The sequence below is a fragment of the Clostridium sp. AM42-4 genome (genome assembly GCF_003480105.1).
In the GTDB taxonomy this organism is placed as follows: domain Bacteria; phylum Bacillota; class Clostridia; order Lachnospirales; family Lachnospiraceae; genus Brotaphodocola.
Map to the genome: position 1 here is coordinate 41,919 of NZ_QUIK01000027.1, position 283 is coordinate 42,201.

Below are 283 nucleotides of genomic sequence, written 5' to 3' on the forward strand. Positions count from 1 at the left end.
TAACAGCATATTTTCCCTCCTTCTAGTAAGATTTGCTCTGATGCTCGATATATCGTCAGATATTTTCTTCCGATACCGAGCCGATTGTTTCTACATAATACGAGTGATTCCAAAGCTGACCTTTCCAAAGTTTCTGGCGAATCGCCGGATATTTTTCAAAGAGATCCGATACCGAGCCGATTGTTTCTACATAATATGAGTGATTCCAAAGCTGACCTTTCCATAGTTTCTGGCGGATCGCCGGATATTTTTCAAAGAGTTTTCTTCCTGTAATTCCTTTTAA

1 protein-coding gene is annotated in these 283 nt (G+C 39.6%); it reads right to left on the minus strand.

Translation table 11 applies throughout. The features are described 5' to 3' along the window. Positions 1-55 precede the first annotated feature (55 nt). A partial coding sequence (locus DW922_RS18160; RefSeq protein ID WP_243032268.1) for a transposase occupies positions 56-283 on the minus strand: 228 nt, incomplete at its 5' end.